The sequence below is a fragment of the Shewanella sp. GJ50-10 genome (assembly GCF_055808815.1).
Window position 1 is genome coordinate 4158902 of the sequence record NZ_JBVVSS010000001.1, and the last position, 23314, is coordinate 4182215.

General features: G+C 40.8%; 21 protein-coding genes. 14 read left to right on the top strand and 7 right to left on the bottom strand.

What is annotated here, in order from left to right:
- The first annotated feature begins 36 nt into the window (after positions 1 to 36).
- The 12 genes from AC0L4E_RS17520 to AC0L4E_RS17575 all read left to right on the top strand — a co-directional run bounded on the left by AC0L4E_RS17520 (position 37) and on the right by AC0L4E_RS17575 (position 9307).
- Positions 37 to 729 (top strand): hypothetical protein, encoded by a 693-nt coding sequence (locus tag AC0L4E_RS17520; protein WP_473680569.1) that lies wholly within the window; start codon positions 37 to 39, stop codon positions 727 to 729.
- Between the two features lie 398 nt (positions 730 to 1127).
- Positions 1128 to 1934 (top strand): flagellin N-terminal helical domain-containing protein, encoded by an 807-nt coding sequence (locus tag AC0L4E_RS17525; protein ID WP_473680571.1) that lies wholly within the window; start codon positions 1128 to 1130, stop codon positions 1932 to 1934.
- Positions 1935 to 2302: 368 nt separating this feature from the next.
- Positions 2303 to 3661 carry a flagellar filament capping protein FliD gene (gene fliD, locus AC0L4E_RS17530; RefSeq protein WP_473680573.1) on the top strand — a complete coding sequence of 453 codons (1359 nt, stop codon included), beginning with the start codon at positions 2303 to 2305 and terminating at the stop codon, positions 3659 to 3661.
- 17 nt (positions 3662 to 3678) lie between these two features.
- Positions 3679 to 4059, top strand: a complete 381-nt coding sequence (gene fliS / locus AC0L4E_RS17535) for a flagellar export chaperone FliS (protein WP_473680575.1) — start codon at positions 3679 to 3681, stop codon at positions 4057 to 4059.
- Positions 4028 to 4351: a hypothetical protein gene (locus AC0L4E_RS17540; RefSeq protein WP_473680577.1), complete on the top strand. Its 324-nt coding sequence runs from the start codon at positions 4028 to 4030 to the stop codon at positions 4349 to 4351. The genes fliS and AC0L4E_RS17540 overlap by 32 nt, the downstream gene beginning before the upstream one ends.
- On the top strand, positions 4344 to 5465 hold the full coding sequence (locus tag AC0L4E_RS17545) for a flagellar hook-length control protein FliK (RefSeq protein WP_473680579.1): 1122 nt from the start codon (positions 4344 to 4346) through the stop codon (positions 5463 to 5465). The genes AC0L4E_RS17540 and AC0L4E_RS17545 overlap by 8 nt, the downstream gene beginning before the upstream one ends.
- Before the next feature lie 13 nt (positions 5466 to 5478).
- Positions 5479 to 5937, top strand: coding sequence for a flagellar basal body-associated FliL family protein (locus tag AC0L4E_RS17550; protein ID WP_473680581.1), 459 nt, complete (start codon positions 5479 to 5481; stop codon positions 5935 to 5937).
- A gap of 14 nt (positions 5938 to 5951) precedes the next feature.
- Positions 5952 to 6674 carry an RNA polymerase sigma factor FliA gene (locus AC0L4E_RS17555; RefSeq protein WP_473680583.1) on the top strand — a complete coding sequence of 241 codons (723 nt, stop codon included), beginning with the start codon at positions 5952 to 5954 and terminating at the stop codon, positions 6672 to 6674.
- A gap of 15 nt (positions 6675 to 6689) precedes the next feature.
- On the top strand, positions 6690 to 7547 hold the full coding sequence (motA, locus tag AC0L4E_RS17560; protein WP_473680585.1) for a flagellar motor stator protein MotA: 858 nt from the start codon (positions 6690 to 6692) through the stop codon (positions 7545 to 7547).
- Positions 7547 to 8548 carry a flagellar motor protein MotB gene (locus AC0L4E_RS17565; RefSeq protein WP_473680587.1) on the top strand — a complete coding sequence of 334 codons (1002 nt, stop codon included), beginning with the start codon at positions 7547 to 7549 and terminating at the stop codon, positions 8546 to 8548. The genes motA and AC0L4E_RS17565 overlap by 1 nt, the downstream gene beginning before the upstream one ends.
- A complete protein-coding gene (locus tag AC0L4E_RS17570; RefSeq protein ID WP_473680589.1) occupies positions 8548 to 8946 on the top strand; it encodes a hypothetical protein in 399 nt (132 codons plus the stop codon). Before AC0L4E_RS17565 ends, AC0L4E_RS17570 begins: the two co-directional genes overlap by 1 nt.
- A 79-nt stretch (positions 8947 to 9025) precedes the next feature.
- Positions 9026 to 9307 carry a hypothetical protein gene (locus tag AC0L4E_RS17575; RefSeq protein ID WP_220753306.1) on the top strand — a complete coding sequence of 94 codons (282 nt, stop codon included), beginning with the start codon at positions 9026 to 9028 and terminating at the stop codon, positions 9305 to 9307.
- A gap of 52 nt (positions 9308 to 9359) precedes the next feature.
- Here AC0L4E_RS17575 and AC0L4E_RS17580 read toward each other — a convergent pair whose 3' ends face one another.
- The 4 genes from AC0L4E_RS17580 to AC0L4E_RS17595 form a co-directional block, all read right to left on the bottom strand.
- Positions 9360 to 10256 (bottom strand): hypothetical protein, encoded by an 897-nt coding sequence (locus tag AC0L4E_RS17580; protein WP_473680591.1) that lies wholly within the window; start codon positions 10254 to 10256, stop codon positions 9360 to 9362.
- A gap of 99 nt (positions 10257 to 10355) precedes the next feature.
- Positions 10356 to 11951 (bottom strand): PDC sensor domain-containing protein, encoded by a 1596-nt coding sequence (locus tag AC0L4E_RS17585; RefSeq protein WP_473680593.1) that lies wholly within the window; start codon positions 11949 to 11951, stop codon positions 10356 to 10358.
- 329 nt (positions 11952 to 12280) lie between these two features.
- Entirely contained in the window at positions 12281 to 13498 is a 1218-nt protein-coding gene (locus AC0L4E_RS17590; RefSeq protein ID WP_473680595.1) for a dicarboxylate/amino acid:cation symporter, read from the bottom strand.
- Between the two features lie 111 nt (positions 13499 to 13609).
- Positions 13610 to 15880: a carbohydrate-binding family V/XII gene (locus tag AC0L4E_RS17595; RefSeq protein WP_473680597.1), complete on the bottom strand. Its 2271-nt coding sequence runs from the start codon at positions 15878 to 15880 to the stop codon at positions 13610 to 13612.
- Positions 15881 to 16100: 220 nt separating this feature from the next.
- Between AC0L4E_RS17595 and AC0L4E_RS17600 the strand changes: the two genes are divergently transcribed.
- Positions 16101 to 17045, top strand: a complete 945-nt coding sequence (locus tag AC0L4E_RS17600; RefSeq protein ID WP_473680599.1) for a LysR substrate-binding domain-containing protein — start codon at positions 16101 to 16103, stop codon at positions 17043 to 17045.
- 66 nt (positions 17046 to 17111) lie between these two features.
- On the opposite strand, the gene AC0L4E_RS17605 is transcribed toward AC0L4E_RS17600, so the two are convergent.
- The 3 genes from AC0L4E_RS17605 to glnA form a co-directional block, all read right to left on the bottom strand.
- Positions 17112 to 17789, bottom strand: a complete 678-nt coding sequence (locus AC0L4E_RS17605) for a hypothetical protein (protein ID WP_473680601.1) — start codon at positions 17787 to 17789, stop codon at positions 17112 to 17114.
- 58 nt (positions 17790 to 17847) lie between these two features.
- Entirely contained in the window at positions 17848 to 19116 is a 1269-nt protein-coding gene (locus tag AC0L4E_RS17610) for a hypothetical protein (protein WP_473680603.1), read from the bottom strand.
- 296 nt (positions 19117 to 19412) lie between these two features.
- On the bottom strand, positions 19413 to 20822 hold the full coding sequence (gene glnA / locus AC0L4E_RS17615; RefSeq protein ID WP_473680605.1) for a glutamate--ammonia ligase: 1410 nt from the start codon (positions 20820 to 20822) through the stop codon (positions 19413 to 19415).
- 468 nt (positions 20823 to 21290) lie between these two features.
- On the opposite strand from glnA, the gene typA reads away from it, so the two are divergent.
- The gene (gene typA, locus AC0L4E_RS17620; RefSeq protein WP_473680607.1) at positions 21291 to 23105 is read left to right on the top strand and encodes a translational GTPase TypA; all 1815 of its coding nucleotides are present in this window, start codon (positions 21291 to 21293) and stop codon (positions 23103 to 23105) included.
- Positions 23106 to 23314: the final 209 nt, after the last annotated feature.

Here is a 23314-nt window from a genome sequence, read left to right on the forward strand (position 1 = left end):
CCTTTGCTTAGTAAAGGCCGCAATTAGAGATTCATCATGAAAAAACTATTATTAAGCTCACTATTGCTATCAGCCACATCATTTGGTGCTTTCGCCTGTAATGATGAAGAAATAACTGAAACCTGTTTTAGTGCCAATTACAGCATCACTAAAAATGACCATGGCCACCCACATACTCAACAAGTCGAATTCGGTCGATATCAACAACACGCGATAAAAACGGTACTTAATGACGATCCGAATACCAACGTCATTGAGCACTGGCTTGTACGTCAAGCTGATCGCCCTGAAATGTTTCGCCACTTTACCGAGGCTAACAGAAGCATACACTATAGTTTTAGTGACTTAGGTGCACTTCAAGCACGTAAAACATGGCAGCAAGTAACAGAAATGCTTCCGTCACAGTGGCTTGAAACATTAACAAAGTCGACTGAGAGTGAGTTTGAAGGCTTTAAGGTCAATCAATACCAAGGCGAGATAGGTGAATATCACATTGAATTAAGTTGGATACCTGCGATTAATCAGCCTGCAAGTGTGGTAATAATCCAAGGTAAACACCGCACTGAAATGCATATGACTCAACTTAACAATGCCAAACGATACACTGCTTTACTAAGTGAATGGGACAGTTACTATAGTGTCGATTATGCTGACATTGGCGATATGGAAAATGACCCTTTTATATCAAAAATAATTAACCAAGGTTTTATTGAACACACCCACCATTAATCTGATTGCGGTAAAAATAGATTTTTAGATCTAAATATACCCGCTCAAGAATACATGTGGTCAAAGGATGCTGACCACTATAGTTAGAACAGCTAGTGTCATAAACACAGCAATAATCAAGGTAATATTCACCTCAGCTTTCGTTACTTGCCTTCATTACCTTGCTTCAATTGCTTTTAGCCCTTTGATAACCCACGAATCCATATAACCTTCTCCTTAAAGCCTAAGCCTTAAAGACTAAGCCCTACCTAAAACCTGAAAACCTAAGCCCTCTGAAATTAATAGAGTTTTTTATTTTAAAAAATAATCATTTTTTTCGATCTAGGATTAAGTTTCGTTTTCCAGTGTCGTTTTAATTAGTGGTAACACCAATAACTTTAATCCTATAGGAAGACATTATGTTATCTGTTCATACTAATACTGCTTCGAACATCGCTCAAAACTCAGTAACTAAAAGCAACGATCTAATGACTAACGCAATGGAGCGTTTATCTACAGGTCTTCGCATCAACAGCTCAGCTGACGATGCTGCTGGTCTACAAATTGCTACTCGTTTAAACGCAAACGTAACGGGCATGGAGCAAGCTAGCCGTAACGTTAACGATGCAACGTCTATGCTACAAACTGCTGATGGCGCACTTGAAGAGTTAACGACAATTGCTATGCGTCAAAAAGAACTTGCTACACAAGCTGCTAACGGCGTGAACTCAGCTGAAGATTTAGCAGCACTTGATGCAGAATTCCAAGAGCTAACTGCAGAAATTACCCGTATTGTTGATGAAACTGAATACTCAGGTAATACACTTTTTGATGCTTTAGATGGTGCTGGTGTTACTTTCCAAATTGGTGCTGGTTCAGCAGAAACATTAGATGTAGCAGTGGATAAAGCTAACTTAGCTGGTGTTACTGATGCCCTAACTGACGGCGATGCAGCAAGAACTGCAATTGATAACCTTGATGATTTCATCACGAATGTTGGTACTGAGCGTTCTACACTTGGTGCTAACATCAACCGTTTAGGCCACACAGAATCAAACTTAGCGAACGTAACTGAAAACACTAAAGCGGCTGCTGGTCGTATTATGGATGCAGATTTCGCTGTTGAATCAGCTAACATGACTAAAAACCAGTTACTAGTGCAAGCAGGTACTTCTGTACTAGCTAATGCAAACCAAAACACTGGTTTAGTGATGGGTTTACTATAATATTTCTTTAAACGAGAAATAACGTAAATTTATATAGGGCCGAAAGGCCCTTTTGTATTTTAGAACCTTCAGCACAATCCCCACCAATTTAAAATTAACATCAAGAAAAGCCACAACACATTAATTTTATTAATAAAAATATCACCTAGACTTCAGCCACCTATTATCCCTGTCGCCTTTAATCACTGATATAAATTCTTTTTCGACACTCGGTGAATCTTACGGAAGCCCAGCTTCCATTAGGTTCAACAAAACGGAAGTTGCCTAACCGACATGACAATCGAAAAAACAAAAAACAGCTATTAAACAATAACTTAATCATTGGCATAAAGATTGCCATTTAGGTCAGTTAGACAATAGGAGTTGCCATGATTTCTGGTATGAGTGCCGCCTCATTTGCTGAGCAATTAGTTGCTGCAGAGCGAATGAGTAAAGATGCGTTGTATAAAACCAATTTAACCAACAGCAAAGCGCAGATTGACGCGTATAAAATTTTAGAAAGCACCTTAAATAAAATGACCAGTAATCTGGACAAATTAGGTGGTGATGGGTTTGAAGGTAAGAGTTCTGAGATTAGTGATGATAGTGCCACCATCACGGTAGACAGTGATGCGCCCGCTGGTGTGTACGATTTATATGTAAAACAACTGGCTCAAGCTCATCAAATCACTAAGTCGTTCGCAAGCGAAGACGAAATTCTACCTACAACAGGTGTGGTCAGCATCGATGTTGGTGGCAATACCATTGATATTGATTTTGCTGAACTTAACTCTTCAGGTAACGCAAAAGTTGGTGATTTACGTGATGCCATTAATAACCACCCTGACAATCCAGGTGTTCAAGCCTCTTTAGTGCGTACGGGTGGCCAAGTTGAGCTAATGCTCACCTCAGAAGAAACCGGCGAAAATAGCACAGTTACCATGGAAATGGGTGGAGTTGACTGGGGAACACAGGAACGCATTGCAGCGCAAGATGCCCAGTTCACGCTTAACGGAATCGATATTACCAGCAGCAGTAATTACCTCGATAACGTGATTGATGGCGTTAACATTGAGCTTAAAAAAACTCACGCTGTCGGTGAAAGTGCCACTATCACTATCGCTTCTGACACCGAAGGTACTGAAAAAGCCGTTAGCGATTTTGTTGACTCTTTTAATGAATTAATGACTCAACTCAATCAGCTGACGCGCTCAATGGGTAGCTCAGTATTAGATGATATCAATGACGACAAAGATAAAGATGATGATGACGATGATGATGATGATGATGAAAACTCATCGGTCACCGAAGATCAACTCGGGATTTTAAAAGGCGATTCAAGCCTACGCATGCTGCAAAACAGTGTTCGTAACGCCGTTTTCGATGAATCACCTAATGGCATGCGCCTATCTGATATCGGCATTGAAATGGGCCGTGACGGCATGCTTTCAATTGATGAAGACAAGCTATCACAAGCAATTTCTAGTGACTCTGATGCTATTAAAGAAATGTTTACTGCCGACGGCGGTTACATTGAAAGAATCGATTCGATTATTGACCCGTTTACCAAAAACAACGGTTACATCGATTTAAAACAGAAGAACCTTGACTCTCAAGTGGCTCAAATCGAAGACAACATGTCTACTCACGATAAACGCATGAGCCAACGCTACCAAATTTTGCTGACTCAATTTACCGCCATGGAAAACACCATTAACAAGTTAAATACGGCTAGTGGCCTATTTTAATTAGGAATAAATGAACAATGTTGAACGAATATGATCCTTTTAATGCTTATAAGCAAACCACATTAGACGCTAGAGTTGCCTCAGCGAACCCACATGAAATGGTGCGGATGCTGCTTGATGGTTTATTAGAAGAAATAGAGCGAACCAGTGGCTTTATGGAACGTAAGAGCTATGAAGATAAAGGTAAAAGTATCAATAAATGTCTCAACATTGTTCATGGTTTAGATTCCATGTTGGATCTTGAAAATGGTGGCGAAGTTGCCACCTCACTAAACCGCTTATACGACTACTGCAGTCGTCAATTGGTGACAGCTAGTGTTGAAAATAGCATCACTGAGCTTACCCCCGTAATTAAGGTCATTACAGATGTCAGAGCCGGCTGGGCAAACCTCAACTAACCAATGGCAACAATTTGAAGTTGCCCTTGTGAAATACGCCAATTTAAAAGATTGGCAAAAAGTAGAAAAGGTGAACGAGTTAATGATGATGGCGCTCACCGTTCAAGGCAAACCCAAAACCCGATCGCAATTATTGGCAAGGCAATCTTTAGCTAAAGTGCATCAAAGTGTTATTGCACAAGCGATAGCTGAGAAAGAGTCTATTAGTTCTGACATGAAACAATTTCAGGCAACTAAAGACGGCATTTCAGCATACAAGCTAACCAGTTTATGTGGTGAAATTTATGATTAATAACATGCCCAATTTAGCATCGTTCTCAAACTCGGGAACAAGCTCATCACAACAAGCTTTTCGTCCATTCGATTCAGAAAATAGTGAACTTGGCGTAATGGGATTTGTGATGCCTGAATCTCAAGCACCCCAATCGGGTTTAGCAAAATCGGCTTCATCGCAATCAGCCGTAATATCATCTATTCCAGAACATCTTATGCCTGAGTTAAAGCAGCACCCTCAACTTTTTAGTGCTTTGTCTGAACAAGCTTCTCTAGCGGCGAAATCAGAGAACGGCATGGCAGATTTATCAAGTCTAATATCGGCACAATCTAAGCCGCTTAGCGCTGAACTTTCAGCATTGCTTGCAAACTTAAACCAGCAAGCTGGCAAGACAAATTCGCACACATCTTTGTCGATGCAAGCTACTCAATCATCGCCATCTTCTCTGCATGGAAACTCCGCCAATGGCTTGGCTTCAAATAGCTTGATGCAAAACAGCATGCCAACATCAGACTTTCAAGCAGGCTCGCAAACTCCAATGTCATTTGCAACCACAGTCTCTGGTCAAACTCATTTCCAGCCCGCTTTGGTTAATAGCATCAATGCAGCCGATGCGGCTAACGCTGAGCTAGACAGTATTAATCAAGTGATTAACCAACTCACACAAACGAATAGTAAAAGCCAAACTGTAAGCCAATGGGGTCCAGTTTCTGTAACTCAATCCGCTCCTATGCTGCAACAAGCGAATGAAATGATGTCACCGCTTAGGGATCAGCTCAGATTCCAGATTGATCAACAAATAAAATCTGCTGAATTAAGACTAGATCCACCGGAACTAGGCAAAGTTGAGCTGAATATTCGTTTAGACGGCGATCGATTACATGTACAAATGCACGCAGCGAATCCAGCTGTTCGCGATGCCTTACTCATGGGGTTAGATCGTTTACGAATGGAGCTCGCCATGGATCATGGCGGTCAAATTGACCTAGATATGGGTCAGCCTCAATCTGAGCAACACACGCAACGTCAGCAAGTCATTCCCAGTCAAGAAAACAATATTGCATTTCAATCAAGTGAGCAGCACCAAGCCACTGAATTAACGAAACAAGATCAGGTTGATTTACTCGCCTAAAAAGGAAACAACAATGGCTATTGGTAATAAAAAAGTCGGTAAATTAAGTGTGTTAACACTGGTTTTTCTCTCATGGTCTGCAGGCATGTTCTATGTCGGCTGGAAATCGCCAGAAATCATCGGTGAACCATTTGGTGCTTTTGAGCCAGCACCTAAGGTCGCTAAATTCTATCCATTAGAAAAGTTTATTTTTTCCGTTCCAGGTAAAGACACTTCTCATTATCTATTGCTAGAGATGGCATTAAAAAGTCGCTCTGAAAACGCAGAAAGAACCATTCGTGAAGCTGACCCATTAATCAAAAATGCATTAATGGTGATGTTTGCAGATAAAGACTATGAACAGCTTCAAGCCAATAACCATCTACAACTATTGCAAAAAGAAGCACAAGTTTTACTAGCAACAGTACTGAATGAAAATAATTTTGCCATTGAATTAGACGACGTTCTGTTTACCAGAATGGTTGTCCAATAAAGAGAGACTGTCATATGCAAACCGGTCAATTAGCGTATCAAGAGGCATTCGATGAAAAGAATGTTCATCGGCTATCTGAAGCGCAAGTCATGAAACAATACTTACCTTTAGTTAAAAAGTCAGTTTCGAACTTAAGGACGCATTGCGGCGCAGCATTGGCCATGGAGGATATGGAGCAAATTGGCATGATGGCCTTGCTAGAGTCTGCAAGGCGTTATCCTGGTGAGTATGACAATGGCTTTATTTCATTTGCAGGGCAACGGATCCGCGGCGCAATTTTGGATGAATTACGTCGTCAAGACTGGCGTCCTCGCCCAGTCAGGCAACAAGCCCATGAACTCAATGACACCGTAAGAAGACTTATTCGTGAACTGGGACGAGAACCGACTGATGTCGAAGTTGCTGAGTGCTTAGGCTTAAATAAAGAACAGTATCGAGACCGTCTTTTTGCCACCCAATCAGAGTCAATGAAGAGCCTTGATGAGCTATTAACCGATGGCATTAACTTTAAGGATAAAAGCTGCTTTATTGAGCAAATAACCAATAAAGACACATTATTTAAAGCAATTTCGAAATTAAACAAAAGAGAGCAAGTGATTCTGTCGCTTTACTATCAACATGAACTTAATTTAAAAGAAATCGCTGCGACTCTTGGATTAACTGAAACTCGAATATGTCAACTGCATAAGCAAACGATTACGAATCTTCAGCAAATATATCAACAGTGGGAGCGATAATACCAGGCAGGAAATATGAGCAAGCTAATTGGGATATCGATCATTATCTTTTCAGTATTTGGTGGATATGTATGGGCTGGAGGCAGCCTAACCTCATTATGGCAACCTGCTGAAATTTTAATTATCTTTGGAGCTGGATTAGGTGCGCTAATTATTGCCTCTCCTCGTGCAGTACTCGATGAAATGGTAGAGCAAGTTAAAACCGTTTTTTCTAAAGAAAAGGAAGACCCTGAACTTTACCCGCAATTATTTGGCTTAATGGGGATGTTAATGAGCCAAATCCAATCTCAAGGTCTTAAAGTCCTTGATGAGCACATCGATAAACCAAACGAAAGCTCGCTGTTCTTAATGTATCCAGCAGTACTTGAACACCCTCATGTACTGCAGTTCCTTATCGACAACCTTCGTTTACAATCAATTGGCAAGCTATCTCCTCATGATTTAGAACACATGCTTGCTGAAGAAATTGAGCGCATCGAAGACGATAGCATGCGCCCTTCTCACGCATTATCCAAAATAGCTGAAGCCATGCCGGGTTTTGGTATCTTAGCTGCAGTGATGGGCATCATTATCACCATGTCTAATATCGACGGTCCAATTACCATGATTGGTGTCAAGGTCGCAGCTGCATTGGTCGGTACTTTTATCGGTATTTTCGCTTGTTATTGTTTCTTTGACCCACTTTCAAAATCCCTCGAACATTTAGTTGAACGTAATACAGCTCAACTACGCTGTGTCGCTGCCGCACTTTGTGCGTTTGCTAAAGGAAAACCTCCTATGCTGGCGTTAGATGCTGGACGTAAACAAATTCAATCAGAAAACCGCCCTTCATTCATTGAACTGGAACGCTGGATTGAGGAGCAACGTGGCTAATGGCGATTCGACAAGAACCGGTCATTATCAGCCGGAAAAAGCGTAAAAAGAAATCAGCAGCCCACGGTGGAGCTTGGAAAGTCGCGTTTGCAGACTTTACCTTAGCCATGATGGCCTTATTTATGGTGTTGTGGATCATGCAAGTGGCCGACCAACGCGAGCGAACCTTGATTGTTCAATACCTTAAAGGTGACATGTATTCTTCAGGGCCTATTAATCCATTTGACTTGAGTAACTCATCTTCAATTATTGATTTGAGTGGCGGTATGAGCATTGAAACGTCAATTGTACCCACACCAGGCCAAGGCAAGAGCGAGATAGCGATTAGCAAGCGTCACGCATTAGGTGAACAATCATCTCCTTCTGGTGATGGAGTAGAGCTTAATTCGATATTACCTGGCGAGTTTGAAACCCAAGCGCAACTTGAGATTTTAGCCCGTGAGCTAGATTACATAATATCTAGCGTCAATATGAACGCTAATGTGGATTTACAAATAGTGCCTCAAGGCATTCGAATCCTAGTACACGATAATGTTGAGCAGTTTATGTTTACCCGTGGCAGTGCTGAGATTCAGCATTATTTTGAAGATTTACTCCTCGCACTGGGTGAATTACTCGGACAAATCAACAATGGACTAAGCATTTCAGGCCATACAGATTCACTGCCATTTGCAGGCAATACGTTTACCAATTGGGAGCTTTCCAGCCAGCGAGCTTTACTTGCAAGACGCATACTCGAAGCGGGTGGCGTTGACTATAAACAAGTGGTTCAGGTGACTGGAATGGCAGATCAATCACCTTATGTATTGGATGATCCCGCAGCGGCAGCAAACCGCAGAATTGAGTTATTGGTATTAACCCAAGAAGCGGAAGACAATCTAAGAATGATGACGGGATTACAAAGCAGACACACAGAAGCTAACCGTAATATCAGCGGAAAAGTCGACGAGGCCATTCAAGCCGCTGAAGATAATATGCCAAGAATGCGGTATCCAAACTAATGACTGACGAACATAAACCAATAGAATTTATTGAAAGAGCTCGCCGAGAAGAGTCCGCCGAGCCAATCACTGAAGATAACCGAGACCATGTCAGGTTAAGCCTCAGAGACTCCACAGAAGAGCTATCTCAAGCGTGTGACGGCATCAGTGTAAAGCTACACAAAAAAGGTTGGTTTCTCATGGAAGAGATAGGCATAGCCAATATCAAAGACATGAGCTTAAGTGGCGTTGGGTTAATCACCCCATTGACACTTGAGTTAAAGCAAGAGGTTTGGGTAGAAATTCAACAGTCCTTTTTTGCCTTCACCATTATGCGACAGTACCCAATAAATCAAAGATTAAATTTTATTGGTGGTAAGTGGAATTCGAATTACCAAAAAAAATTAACAAGCTATTAGTCGAGATCAACAACTTAAAACCTTAGAAAAAATTGCGGTATTCTGTAATGTTTTTCCGACATAAAAATAGGGAGGTATTATGCGGACCAGAGAAAAAAGAAAAGGACCTGATGGCCTGCAAAAAATCTTTCTGTATTTGATATTACTTGAATGGTTTTTACTGATTTATACCACAACAACCATCAGCAGAATGACCTTTAGACAGGGGTTATTGACCTTAGCATTATTACTCGGGTTTAATTTAATATTGGGTAAGTTGTGTACTAAACGAGCCAAAAGAACTACCGACGGTTACATTATTTATCCAGTCATCTGCGGCGGATTATTATCTTTCCTACTGCTGGTTTATTTCATATTTTAAGCGCTGTAAACCAGCGCCTAATGAAGGACATAATATTGTCTATCAAATAAGATTAATAACCAAACTGGCATATATTTTCACTCGACGAACATGGCACAACAAAGGCACTGACCCCAGTCAGTGTTTCTTGGGTTTCAACCATAAATCCACTCAGTTCAGCTAGCTCTTTCATCTTGACAAAATCATTACTTTTTTGCGATTCAAACTGAAACGTATCACCTAATGTAAATAAGTTTTCTCGTGTTAAATCAAGATAATTACCGTTAGCATCTTTAAGATCCGTAAACCTAAAATGTAATTGACTTTCCGAGTCAATAAAATCAACCTCAACGTAGATTTCCGAGCCATCAGCAAAAGTTACGTCAATAGGTGGTGATAAGTTTTTCAACGGCAAGCTCGCTTGATGACTTGCGAATTCACCTTGTTGCCATCTAGCTAGCAATGCTGAATATTCATATTGGTATTGCTCTTGCCAATTAGACATCACCTTGCTGGCAGCATAACTGCGCTTAACCAACTCCCAAGCCGTGATAGCAATTTGTGGATCAGCCGGTATATATTGGCGTTGAAAAAAGTCTAACTGATACAGCTGCTCAGACAGTAAAATGACTTTCTCGCGCGCAATATTAGTGATTTTCAATGCCTCTACTGAAGAGCCATCTTCCATCTTGCAATAGCCTTTTGTGGCCGATTTACCATAATCACTACACACTTCAATTTGAAGCTTTTTTACATCAAATTTACGCACATCGAATTGATTAAAATTTATCACATTAACGACTTTGTGCTCTCTATCATTAAGGGCTGATAATGCGGCGGTGCGATATTGTTGATTAGTAGCGCAATGATTACATTGAATATTCACCAAGGTATTGAATACGTTGGCCACTACCTGAGGGCTAAGGTGTAATGTGAATAAAAAGAGTAAGGCTAAAAATAGGCGGTTCATTGAGTAAAAAATCCATTTTCACACGTTAATATAAGTTGGCTAAAGTAATCATTATTTATACAGAATTAGCCCCTAAAACAGCTAATACAATAACCTAAATCAACTCGCAACCATCACTTGGTTTTTACCTTGATGTTTAGCGAGATACATCGCAGTGTCTGCACGATGGATCAAACTATCAGTATCTTTATCTAGACCCGTCGACAGTGCCAAGCCAATACAAGCACTAATCGCAATCACTTTGTCTTCAATAATCACTGGTTCAGAGAAAAGCTGCAGTAACTTTTCAGCTGCGCATTGTGCTGCGGTAATTGAATCCATATTCGGCAGTAATACAACAAATTCATCGCCACCATACCGAGCAAGAATGTCGTGAATAAATAGATGTTTATTCACTTTATCCGCTAATGTTTTGAGTAACTCATCACCGACTCGATGACCATGTCTATCGTTAACACCTTTAAAGCCGTCTAAATCAATAAATAATAATGAAAAGTGCTTTTTCTGCTGCAATAGCGATGCAATTTCACCTCTAATTGCCACTCTATTTGCTAACCCTGTAACGGCATCATGATTCGCAAGGTGCAAAGCTTTGGCTTGCGCTTCAGCTAAATCAGCGGTGCGATCTGCCACTCTAACTTCTAACTCTTCACGGCCATTTTTAATCTCTAAAGACATTTGCCTAAAGCTATCAAATAGCTTTGCAAATTCAGCAGTATGAAAGCCCCGAGGATGACGATGAATGTCCTTTACTTCATCGGTAATACCACGAGTTTTAGCCGTTAAAATATCAATTGGTCGAGTAATCAATCCGACAATCCACCAACTAAAAATACTGCAAACAAGCAGTGAAACTAACGCTACTAATAAGGTAAATTTAATTACGACAAACGCCCGTTGATCGAGCTCCACTAACGGTTGTGGGATCATGACTCCCCACCCCGTAATTGGCACAACATCAAAGCCAGCAATCATGTCAGCTTTTACCGCAGGAGAATAAAACTGACTAACCCCGCTTTCACCATTCATCATTTGCTGCACGATGCTCAGCTTGCTAATGTTTTTAGCCTCGGCCTGCCACTGACCATTAGGATGAGCCAAAACATTGCCTTGTTTATCAACAATGGCAGCATGGCCTTTTTGGCCAAAAATAACCGCAGATTGTAATTGCTCAATATACGTCGCATTCATCGTGGCCAACCATATACGCATATCTGCAGTTTGGCGGATCATATATAAGGTTGGCTGTTTAACCCCATTCTTATGAATAGGCGTAAAATGAGCTTGTGATAAATCAGATAAATCGAATGGATTAACCGAATCGGTTAAACTTAGAGGTTGGGATTGATCGGAGCCATACACCACCGTTTCGCGTTGACCATGCTGATCAAAAACCCCAATAGATACCACATCAATGGTGCTTAATAAGCTAAACATCTCCTCAGCAATACCCTGCTCTTGATTAATTTGTTGATGATTAATACTAGTGACAGAGGTGAAAATTGCCAATGCATCCATGGCATAACGGTTCAATGCTTTAGTAATGTTTTGGGCAAGCAACAAATGCTTGTCATGCACCATGTTGTATTCGTTTTCTAGAGCAGAGTTCGCGGACCAAAATGAAATTGCAGTAATAGGGATGAGTGACGTTAATATCATCACCAAAAATAACAAATGGCGAAACGGTAATTTCATTGAGATTCCATGCTCGGGTTATCATACCAATACGTTTTATCGTGACGTTTTTAATTATCTAAACGAGTGAAACAAACACTTGCTAAGTCGCTCGTTTCAATTTGAAAACAATTGTTACAAAACAAGGGGCGCATTGTTACATACGCTCAAAGACTGTTCAACTATTAGCTTTCGAAACAGAATAGTTACTCTAAAAGGTATTTTTTGAAATTGTTTAAGTATGAAAATAAAAGGTACATAGCGACTTAAATAAAAACACCGTAGCCAAAGGCAGCGGTGTTGATATTATGACTTGAGCAAATAGCCAGTCCCGATAAGCTAACAGCGAGTTACTCTTCTGGTAAATCAGCTGTTTGATAGTGTTTACCATTAATCCGCTCAATAATTTGAGTGGCTGTCAGATCGTGCACTACATTTATCACGGTGGACGCAGCGTCAGTAATCGCACCTAAAACCACAAGAATTGGGATCACTTCTAACGGTAAACCTAATGTGGTGACAATAAATATCTCTCCAAGAAAAGCGCCACCTGGCACACCGCCGATAATAAATGCTGACAATACAGAAATTAATATAGTTAGCATAAATACATCACTGGTGAACTCCATGCCCAGTAACGAATAAATAAATACGATTTTAAGCGCAGTAATCATCGCAGCGCCGCCTTTATTAAGATTCACTAATAAAGGCAAACTAATTTCGGCGATCTGTTCATTCAGCCCCATTTTACCAGCGCTTCTTAAATTGACAGGTAGAGTTGCAAGGGATGAGCTTGTGCCTAACGCTGTTACAGCAGGTTCAAGCATGTTTTGCCAAAACCGCTTAACACCAGAAACACCACCACCAAGCCAAGCATAAACGGTTGAACCTAAACTGAGATAGACTAAGGTTGCCACTAGAAATAGTCCAACAGCTCTAGCAAATGTTCCCATTAGCTCTGCATCTTGGCTCGCCATAGTGGCTGCAAAATAAGCCCCTAAACCGATTGGAGCGACATACATTAATATTGAAATAATCTTCATGATGACTGTGTTCAGACTATCAAGTAACGCGGAAACCTTACGACCATCTTCACCTGACTGACCAATCGCTATACCACTTATCACTGACATAATGATCAATGCCAAAATGTTTGATTTTGATAGTAAACCGACAAAATCATTCGTTGTCAGTAAGCTAACAAAATCCATACTGCCAGTGGCTTCAACGGAATCTTTAAGCTCTAGCGTCACCCCTTGAGCAGGATCGTAGGCTAACGCTAATAATACAATGCCAATCGCGGGCACCGTTGCCATGACCACCGACACTCCCATTATCGAAGCTAGAATAGAACCAAGTTTTTTTAAGTCGGTCATTTTCGCAATCGACGACATCACGCTTACAGCCACTAGCGGCACAATAATCATGAACAATAAATTTAAAAATATTTGCCCAACAGGTTTAAGCTTTATCGCCTGCTCTGGTAGCGTAAAACCCAATAATCCGCCGAGCATCAGTGCTGATAATAAGATGATTGACGAGCGATAAGCGCTAAGGGTGTTCCACATAAATATGTTCCATATAATATTGTGCAGCTAAATGTTGTACTTAATAGTCAGAATAATAAAAAAGCCTGCAAGTTGCAGGCTTATTTAACCATACGCTAATTAAAACACACGTTAACGATGTACACGACCTCGCCCTTCTCTTGCCATTCCCGACTGACGGGCTTGGCGAGAACGGTTCAAGCTTTGGTGATCAAAGCCCCCACTTGGACGACTACGGTTTATCGAGTTATTCATATTCGAAGGCCTTGTCGATGGTCGCGTAGAAGGCATATTCGACGGGAATGACGAGGAAGGTCGACTTGCCGGTAACGTTGACGGGCGAGTACTAGGATTACTCACGTTAGGGTTACTAATGTTTGGCTTACTCACATTTGGTTTACTAACATTTGGCTTACTAACATCGCGCGTCGCTGGTGCTGTATTCCACTTGCCGTCACTACGATTTTCCCATTTACCCTGATTATCTCTAGCAATGTTGCCATGCTTGTCAGCAAAAACATCGTTACTTCTGTCTTTGTTGTAAGTGGCTTTTTTAAGATTCTTGTTGGCGACAGCTGGGCTGGCTAAACGGTCCCGAGTGGCTGGACGATTATATAAATTATCCTGCTTACCAATTCGGTTTCCATTAAGGTTAGCTGAGTTCATGCGATTAGAAATATTGGTGCGATTACCCACACTAATACTGTTACCAATGTTGATATCGCCAGTGTTAATCACTACAGGTCGGCGATAGCCACCACCATAATAACCGCCACAACAACGATAAGGTCTATGGTATCCATACCCACCGCCCCACACTACACCAGCGCGGAAGAAACCATTACTCCAACTTACACCGACATTCCAACCTGTCCATGGGTTATAACCAACATGTAATCCCCAAGTCGGCGGGCGTGGATAATAATAACGTCCCCAATATGGCGGGTAATACCAACCTGTGCCATAAATAGGCACACCATAATAAGGATACGACCACATATAACCAGGGGTATAACCGACATACACGACCTCAGGAGTCGAGTCATAAACTTGCACATAGGTGGTGTTATATACTGGTGAACTCGCTGGTATTTGAGCAATTTCTTCGTTAGGAATATCATCAGCCACAATCCACGGGCCTTTTGCAGTTGCTGAAGTAAACCAAACGCCATTATCGACTGCGTAATAGGCTTTGTTAATTAATAGCACTTGGGTTGACGTGTTAACTGCATAGGAGACTGAAGTGCCTGTTACGGCTTCAAATTTAGGTTCGCCATCATATTCAACTTCAAGCTTAGCCTCATCGCGTTTAATGGCGGCAGTTTGTGGAATTTGCGCATCTAACATTGCTTGATTTGCTTCATCAGTGCCAGCAACAGAGACTCTCAAACCGCCAATATCAGACTCTGGAGGAATATCTTTAAAACTGTCTGGTAGTTTATCGCCTCGGACAAATTCCCAAGGGCCGGCCTGTTTCTTAGACTTAAACCAACGCCCTGAGAGCAATACATACATATCACCCGATGTCGTTTCGCGGATCCATGCTGTTTCAGTGTTGGCTACATAAAGTAATTTACCGTCAATCAAGCTCTGCCAATTAGGTGAACCATCAGTAGCAACAAGTTCAGTAGGTTTATCTGCGGTAATAATATGCGGCGCATTAGCTGTGCTTTTTGCAGGTTCATCTTCATCTGTATTCACCATACTGACCAAGTCTTCTGGCGGGTAAAGAGTCACTTGCCAAGGTCCCATTGGCTCGTCAGCCACATACCAATAAGTCCCACTACTTAGGTACATTTTTTTAGATTGAGTATCGCGGGCAACCGCAAATGGCGTATTTAGCACTCGCTCATAAGGGCTATTTTCAATTTCTCTGAATTGTGGCTCACCATCATAGGACAGCAACACACTGAGTTTAGTACTAAAAAGGATATCAGGAGCGTCATTTTTGATGTTATCTAGACTACGCTTTACTTGCTCAGCCGTTTCTAAACTGGCAGATAAGCGTTCCATCGAGATTTCAAATCGCGTCGCTGCCAATGCTTCAGACACTGTATCGGTAAAGGTTTGTTGATCTTCCTCTGTTGAAGAAGGCCAACGGACTTCGGTCACTTGAATATTTCTTACTATAGCCACGTCGTCATTGGTATCAATTCTGGCACTAAACCAAAAAGCACCAAATACAGGATCATCTTGATCTTTCACTTCAAATGACATCGCCGCGCGACTTAACAATACATTGCCATTCAAGGATTCTGGCTGAGGCTGATAAACCACTAGAGTGCCAAGCTTAGTATCAACTTCTTGAGGCCATTCAAGTGCCATTACTGAGAAAGAACACAGCCATAAAGACAGCCACAGACCGATCCTTCGGCACCATTTACTATTCATGTATTTTTTCATTACAGATCCTTGGTATCCAGTTGGCTATTGCTGAGTATAGCGGCCTCTCAAATCTTCACTATGCTGATTTGTTTCATTTCAGTCCGATACATTGTTTAATTAATATACCGACAAAGGTTCAAAAAGGGGAATTATCTTTACAAAATATCACAATAGATTGAGGCGATTAGCGAATAACTGTTAAATTAACTTATCGAGTGGAAGGACGAATGAGTGCAAGATGGCAAAGAACCTGTTTCATAATCTTGATTTGAATTTATTGAATGTGTTTTTCATTCTTTATCAAGAGCGCAATATGCGTTTGACCGCTAGTCGTTTATTTGTGACCCAGCCAGCAATTAGCAAGTCTCTTCAAAAGCTTCGTCATCATTTTGGTGATGAGTTATTTGTAAAAATACCATCAGGACTTGAACCGACTGCTTTTTCAGTAAACTTATTCCAAGCGATACACCCAATTTATCAAAATCTTGAAATTGCGGTAAATAACATTAATGACTTTGAACCTTTAGCATTGGAGGAGACCATTAATATTTCAATCTCCTCTTTTTTACTAAACAGTATGGGCAGTAAACTATTTGAAGCAATTTCAAATGCTGCACCTAACTGCAACATTCAAATGTATAAATGGTCGAATGAAACCATCTCACATATCCAGCAAGATCAAATTCACTTAGGAATTACTTACACGATTAATGATGTGCCAGCCGAGATCTCGGAAACTCAAATATCTGAAGATAATTTCTTATGTTATGTACGCAACGACCACCCTTGTAAAAAAGACGAAATTACACTCGCTGAAGCTGCACAGTTTGAATTTGCGACAATTATTGCAGCCGATTGGAATTATCAACGATCTTTGGCGCAACAGACATTTAAGAAGTATGAATTAGATTATCGAATAAAATTTCGCTCAGAACTTCCTTCAACAGTACTTGATGTTGTTAGTGAGACTGACATGATTGCACCATTATCTGGATTTATTGACATTAGCCATTACCCTCAGTTACGAGCAATAAAAGTCAACGTTCCTGATAACATATTAAATTATAAAATTGCGACCTATTCTCACTATAAAAACCGCCAGAACCCTCTGACAAAGTGGCTTATTAAGTTGATTGTTGACACCTTTGAGGCTGAAGCCAAAAAAAGCCCAAAACTCAAATGAGTCATGGGCGTGAGCAACCAAATGGTTAAGTTTAGGTAAAGCGATTTGACAATTTTATTGTAAAAATTAAAAGTTAAAATTAATCCCAATTTCGACATTGCTTTCTGATGACACAGGCTCTCCTGGGCGAACACGATAATCACCATAGGTATATTTCACATAGGGCGATACATACTTGGGTTTAAACGTAATCATGACATCATGGCTTGAGATATTGTCATTCTCTACAGCTAGAAAGCGACTGCCTGATAATAATTTATCATAATTATAGGTGTAACCTATTTCGACCCATTTTGCAGGGCTATAACTCACTCCAGCACTATTACGCCATTCTCGTTGGTCAAATAAATCCATTGCGCTACCGATCACACGATTAGAGTCACGCCATTCATGAGCTGTTCTCGCAAAGGCCATCCACATTTCCCCAAGTGGAACACCTGTAAATAGGCTGACATCATAAATATCGACACTATCAGCGCGGCCATAACTCACACCCAACTCAGTATAAAAATAGCCAAACACCATGCCATAACCTGCGCCGACTTCAAGATAGCCAGTACTATCGACTTCCGCACTAAAATTCAATTCATCACTGACTTGAATTGTGCCAGAAGCAACCGCAATCACTTCATCATCATACTGAAAGACCTGTAAGCTACCTGTTGACTCAGCCTGCACAACAAAGAAAGTCGACAATAGTCCGACTAATACAATTGCTCTTAATAATGTTCTCGTTCTCATCATTAATTCCTCAAACAAAGAGGAGGCTGAATCAGCCTCCTAGTTATATTCACCTTCTAAATTAACGATTTAGACGAGATTTGATGGCATCTCTTAACTGGCGACCTTTGCTACGAATTTGAGACTTTTGTTCTGCAGTCATAGCAGCATTTGCACCACTTAATTTCTCAACTGCTTTGCCGTTTACAAGATCTTTAGTTATTTCAACTTGCTGACCATTCGCACCATTAAAGATTAATGCATCTCCTGTATTAACAACTGAACCAATTAATACGCCATTTTTATAGATGTCACCGACATAGCCATCACCTTCACGAGGTTCAAACGTCACACCGTCATAGCCTGGCTTATCTGCTTCAGGTTTATTCACTATTTTGCCATTTAGCATGCCTTTGGTGATTTCAACTTGCTGGCCATCTGCACCATTAAAAATTAAAGCTTCTCCAGTGTTTACAACCGACCCAATTAGCACGCCATTTTTGTAAATATCGCCCACATAGCCATCCCCTTCACGAGGCTCAAATGTCACACCGTCATAGCCTGGTTTCTCAGCTTCTGGTTTATTCACTATCTTGCCATTTAGCATGCCTTTAGTGATTTCAACTTGCTGACCATTCGCACCATTAAAGATTAATGCATCACCAGTATTAACAACTGAACCAATTAACACGCCATTTTTATAGATGTCACCGACATAGCCATCGCCTTCACGAGGTTCAAACGTCACACCGTCATAGCCTGGCTTATCTGCTTCAGGTTTATTCACTATCTTGCCATTTAGCATGCCTTTAGTGATTTCAACTTGCTGGCCATCTGCACCATTAAAAATTAAAGCTTCTCCAGTGTTTACAACCGACCCAATTAGCACGCCATTTTTGTAAATATCGCCCACATAGCCATCCCCTTCACGAGGTACAAAAGTTACACCGTCATAACCAGGCTTATCTGGATGAATGCCTGATGGCTTATCGATTTCATTACCAGGCTTAGTAGGATGAATGCCTGATGGCTTATCGATTTCGTTACCTGGCTTAGTTGGATGAATACCTGATGGCTTATCGATTTCGTTACCAGGCTTAGTTGGATGAATACCTGATGGCTTATCGATTTCGTTACCAGGCTTAGTTGGATGAATACCTGCTGGCTTATCGATTTCAGGACGGTTTGGGTTTACAGGAAGATCAGGAGTTGTTGGTTCACCTTCAATTGGATTTGCAGCTGTCGGTAATGTTGGAAGCTCTGGTGCAACATTATTACCACTAGAACCAGTTGAAGAACATGCAGTCATCAAAGCTGCTGTAACGAGTGTCGCGATTAATTTAACTTTCATTTGTTTCTCTCAATAGTTTTAATTATTAAAGATGGTTAATCCATCGTTAGCAGCTTTTATAACTGAGGTAGGTCAGCAAGCTCTTGTTATGGGGCGTATTCTATTGAGGGAAGATGATTAGCGATAATGACATATACTTATTTGCAACATAACCAAAAGTTATCAGATACAAGTTGATACAATTAAATCAGGAATGACAAGAGTAAAATTCAGACAATAAAAAGCCCTTGATGATAATCATCAAGGGCTTTCAATCTTCAGCCTATGGCCAATTTACATGAGCGTTAAGCTAAGGCTTATAGGCTGTAGTAAAGTTGGAATTCCATTGGGTGAGTAGTACGTGATACTTGCTCACACTCTTCTTCTTTAAGCGTGATGTAAGATTCAATAAAGTCTTTAGTGAATACATCACCTTTAGTTAAGAATTCGTGGTCAGCTGCTAAGTTCTCAAGTGCATTCTCTAAAGAAGTTGCAACTTGTGGGATCTCAGCCGCTTCTTCAGCAGGTAGGTCATACAGATCTTTATCCATTGCTTCACCTGGGTGAATCTTGTTTTGGATACCGTCAAGACCAGCCATAAGTAGCGCTGCGAATGCTAAGTATGGGTTAGCGGTTGGATCTGGGAAACGTGTTTCGATACGACGCGCTTTCGGGCTTGGTACCACTGGGATACGGATTGAAGCACTACGGTTACGAGCTGAGTAAGCTAACATTACAGGCGCTTCGAAATGTGGAACTAGACGCTTGTATGAGTTAGTGCTTGGGTTAGTGAATGCGTTCAATGCACGAGCGTGCTTGATGATTCCACCGATGTAGTAAAGCGCTAGTTCACTTAAACCAGCGTACTTGTCGCCAGAGAATAAGTTAACACCGTCTTTAGCTAAAGATTGGTGAACGTGCATACCACTACCATTATCACCAACGATTGGCTTAGGCATGAATGTCGCTGTTTTACCGTATGCATGAGCAGTGTTATGAACAACATACTTCATGATTTGAATTTCATCCGCTTTGTTTGAAAGCGTGTTGAAACGTGTAGCAATTTCGTTTTGACCCGCTGTAGCAACTTCGTGGTGATGTGCTTCAACAACTTGACCTAATTCTTCAAGAATTAGACACATTGCACTACGAATGTCTTGTGATGAATCAACTGGTGCAACTGGGAAGTAACCACCTTTAACGAATGGACGGTGACCTGTGTTGCCGTCTTCGTAGCTAGTACCTGAGTTCCATGCAGCTTCTTTCGCGTCAACTTTAACGAAAGTACCTGACATGTCAGTACCAAACTTAACGTCGTCAAATAAGAAGAACTCTGGCTCTGGACCAATTAATACTGTGTCAGCAATACCAGTAGACTTTAGGTACTCTTCAGCTTTTTTAGCAATTGAACGAGGGTCACGTTCGTAACCAGTCATTGTAGCTGGCTCTAAAATGTCACAACGAATAAGACCAGTAACTTCTTCAGTGAAAGGATCTAATAAGAAAGAAGAAGGATCTGGCATTAATACCATGTCAGATTCATTGATGCCTTTCCAACCGTTGATAGATGAGCCATCGAACATTTTGCCATCTTCAAAAAAGTCTTCGTTCACTTGGTGAGAAGGAATAGAGACGTGCTGCTCTTTACCTTTAGTGTCTGTAAAACGTAAATCTACGAACTTAACTTCTAGTTCTTCAATTTGTTTTAGGATTGATTCAACTGACATTCTTAAGCCTCCGGTAGGGTAAAGGGTGGTCCCTTAATGTAATCTTGTTATTCGCCAGACATAATATCTGTTGTTCGAATTTGTTCTGTTATAAGCGACTTTCGTGCCAGAAAGATAAACTACTGATTTAGAAAACAATAAAAATATCCGCATTACCGAAAACACCTATAACGCACAACTTCAGTGCACCACTATGCGCACTAATGGTGCAAAAGTCCATTTCGGTGCGTCGGTTTCAACGGCATAATTGATCTAGTTCATTAAAGCGTCACTTTATTGCGGCATTATGATCCTTTTTGATTTTTATCTTCTATCTTTAAGGCTTATTTTTTATAAAAAACTAAGTGTTCAAAAATAATCCTATCTACTCAAGCCTACGTGGAGTAGAATGGCACGCTTTTTTATAGCGGCTATAATAAGTAGTCCCTATAAATCCTATTTTTATTTGATGGTATAGAGGTTTTATCCGTGTTAGAGAATTTACGTAACATCGCCATTATTGCTCACGTTGACCATGGCAAAACGACCTTGGTAGACAAGCTATTGGCTCAGTCAGGCACCCTTGAAAGTCGAGGTGAAGCCGCAGAACGTGTAATGGATTCTAACGATCTTGAAAAAGAACGTGGTATCACCATTCTGGCTAAGAATACTGCCATCAAATGGAACGACTACCGTATTAACATCGTAGACACTCCTGGTCACGCCGATTTCGGTGGTGAAGTAGAACGTGTTCTATCTATGGTAGATTCTGTTTTATTATTAGTAGATGCAGTTGATGGCCCAATGCCACAAACTCGCTTCGTAACTAAAAAAGCATTCGCACAGGGCCTTAAGCCAATCGTTGTTATCAACAAGATTGACCGTCCTGGTGCTCGTCCTGATTGGGTTATTGACCAAGTATTCGACTTATTCGACAACTTAGGTGCAACTGACGAACAGTTAGACTTCCCTATCGTATATGCTTCTGCATTAAATGGTTTCGCAACATTAGATCCTGATGAAACAAGCGAAGACATGACTCCACTTTTCCAAGCTATCGTTGAGAAGGTTTCTTCTCCTGACGCTGATGCTGAAGGTGAGTTCCAAATGCAAATTTCTCAAATCGATTACAACTCATATGTAGGTGTTATCGGTATTGGTCGTATTAAACGTGGTAGCGTTAAAACTAACCAACAAGTAACCATTATTGGTGCTGATGGTAAGAAACGTAACGGTAAAATGGGCCAAGTATTAGGTTACATGGGTCTAGAGCGTCACGAAGTAGAAGAAGCTAACGCTGGTGACATCGTAGCTATCACTGGTTTAGGTGAACTTAAGATTTCTGACACTATTTGTGCACCAACTGCTGTTGAAGCATTGCCTGCACTTTCTGTTGATGAGCCAACACTAACCATGACTTTCCAAGTAAACACTTCTCCGTTTGCTGGTAAAGAAGGTAAGTACGTAACTTCACGTAATATCCTTGAACGTCTAGAACAAGAGTTAATTCATAACGTTGCATTACGTGTTGAAGAAACTGAATCTCCAGATCGTTTCCGTGTATCAGGCCGTGGTGAATTACACTTAGGTATCTTGATTGAAAACATGCGTCGTGAAGGTTACGAGTTAGCAGTATCTCGTCCAGAAGTTATCGAAAAAGAAATCGATGGCGAAATGTGTGAGCCATACGAAACATTAACTGTCGATGTTGAAGAAGAACATCAAGGTGCTGTAATTGAAAAATTAGGTACTCGTAAGGGTGACATGCGCGACATGCAGTTAGATGGTAAGGGTCGTGTACGTATCGATTTCGTTATCCCTAGCCGTGGCTTAATCGGTTTCCAAACTGAATTCATGACTGCGACTTCTGGTACAGGTCTTATCTACCATTCATTCGACCATTACGGTCCAGTGAAAGGCGGTGATATTGGTCAACGTGCTCGTGGCGTATTGATTTCAAATGCAACTGGTAAAGCACTGACATTCGCATTATTTAACCTTCAAGAACGTGGTCGCCTATTTATTGGTCACGCTGCTGAAGTTTACGAAGGTCAAGTAGTTGGTTTACACGCTCGTGCAAATGACTTAACAGTTAACTGTCTGAAAGGTAAGCAACTTACTAACATGCGTGCATCAGGTACTGATGAAGCACAAGTACTGACTCCACACATCGAAATGACACTTGAGCAAGCACTTGAGTTCATCGATGATGATGAATTAGTAGAAGTAACACCTGAGAACATCCGTGTTCGTAAGCGTTACTTAACTGAAAACGAGCGTAAGCGTCACAACCGTGGTTCTTAATCGTTATTAATCATTTTATATGATTCAAAAAAACCCGCTTAAGCGGGTTTTTTATTGCCTGTAACTTACTCATTTACCGTATTAAAGCACCATATTGACCGAATTTATTTTTCTATCTAACCTATAACGATTAATTACTTTATATTCATGTTAAATGAATTTATATTCAACGCTATATAACACTATTTCACTTTAAGTTTATCCATCAG

Coding starts and splice junctions, on each gene's coding strand:
- AC0L4E_RS17520 (WP_473680569.1), top strand. CDS start 37: ATGAAAAAACTATTATTAAGCTCACTATTGCTATCAGCCACATCATTT.
- AC0L4E_RS17525 (WP_473680571.1), top strand. CDS start 1,128: ATGTTATCTGTTCATACTAATACTGCTTCGAACATCGCTCAAAACTCA.
- fliD (WP_473680573.1), top strand. CDS start 2,303: ATGATTTCTGGTATGAGTGCCGCCTCATTTGCTGAGCAATTAGTTGCT.
- fliS (WP_473680575.1), top strand. CDS start 3,679: ATGTTGAACGAATATGATCCTTTTAATGCTTATAAGCAAACCACATTA.
- AC0L4E_RS17540 (WP_473680577.1), top strand. CDS start 4,028: ATGTCAGAGCCGGCTGGGCAAACCTCAACTAACCAATGGCAACAATTT.
- AC0L4E_RS17545 (WP_473680579.1), top strand. CDS start 4,344: ATGATTAATAACATGCCCAATTTAGCATCGTTCTCAAACTCGGGAACA.
- AC0L4E_RS17550 (WP_473680581.1), top strand. CDS start 5,479: ATGGCTATTGGTAATAAAAAAGTCGGTAAATTAAGTGTGTTAACACTG.
- AC0L4E_RS17555 (WP_473680583.1), top strand. CDS start 5,952: ATGCAAACCGGTCAATTAGCGTATCAAGAGGCATTCGATGAAAAGAAT.
- motA (WP_473680585.1), top strand. CDS start 6,690: ATGAGCAAGCTAATTGGGATATCGATCATTATCTTTTCAGTATTTGGT.
- AC0L4E_RS17565 (WP_473680587.1), top strand. CDS start 7,547: ATGGCGATTCGACAAGAACCGGTCATTATCAGCCGGAAAAAGCGTAAA.
- AC0L4E_RS17570 (WP_473680589.1), top strand. CDS start 8,548: ATGACTGACGAACATAAACCAATAGAATTTATTGAAAGAGCTCGCCGA.
- AC0L4E_RS17575 (WP_220753306.1), top strand. CDS start 9,026: ATGCGGACCAGAGAAAAAAGAAAAGGACCTGATGGCCTGCAAAAAATC.
- AC0L4E_RS17580 (WP_473680591.1), bottom strand. CDS start 10,256: ATGAACCGCCTATTTTTAGCCTTACTCTTTTTATTCACATTACACCTT.
- AC0L4E_RS17585 (WP_473680593.1), bottom strand. CDS start 11,951: ATGAAATTACCGTTTCGCCATTTGTTATTTTTGGTGATGATATTAACG.
- AC0L4E_RS17590 (WP_473680595.1), bottom strand. CDS start 13,498: ATGTGGAACACCCTTAGCGCTTATCGCTCGTCAATCATCTTATTATCA.
- AC0L4E_RS17595 (WP_473680597.1), bottom strand. CDS start 15,880: ATGAAAAAATACATGAATAGTAAATGGTGCCGAAGGATCGGTCTGTGG.
- AC0L4E_RS17600 (WP_473680599.1), top strand. CDS start 16,101: ATGGCAAAGAACCTGTTTCATAATCTTGATTTGAATTTATTGAATGTG.
- AC0L4E_RS17605 (WP_473680601.1), bottom strand. CDS start 17,789: ATGATGAGAACGAGAACATTATTAAGAGCAATTGTATTAGTCGGACTA.
- AC0L4E_RS17610 (WP_473680603.1), bottom strand. CDS start 19,116: ATGAAAGTTAAATTAATCGCGACACTCGTTACAGCAGCTTTGATGACT.
- glnA (WP_473680605.1), bottom strand. CDS start 20,822: ATGTCAGTTGAATCAATCCTAAAACAAATTGAAGAACTAGAAGTTAAG.